The sequence below is a fragment of the Neolewinella lacunae genome, assembly GCF_014349155.1.
In the GTDB taxonomy this organism is placed as follows: Bacteria; Bacteroidota; Bacteroidia; order Chitinophagales; family Saprospiraceae; genus Neolewinella; species Neolewinella lacunae.
Genome location: NZ_JACSIT010000028.1, coordinates 1 through 215 on the forward strand (window position 1 = coordinate 1; position 215 = coordinate 215).

The 215-nt window shown below is 59.5% G+C and carries 1 pseudogene; it reads left to right on the forward strand.

Features of this window, described 5'->3' with window-relative positions:
• Nucleotides 1-215, forward strand: a pseudogene (locus H9S92_RS00155) (hypothetical protein); the annotation flags it as partial.

A 215-nucleotide genomic window follows, 5' to 3' on the forward strand; every position in this document is an offset into this window, starting at 1 on the left:
GTGAGCTACACGATTGACGCGACCTTCCAGGGCACGAGCCTGACCAACGTTGCGGAGATCACCGAAGACGACGGCGACGACGAAGACTCTACGCCCGACAACGACGTACCTACGGAAGATGACCAGGACGATGAGACGATCACGGTTGATCAGACCTACGACCTGGCGCTGACGAAAGACCTCACCTCCGCTGGTCCCTACACCCAGGGCTCTAC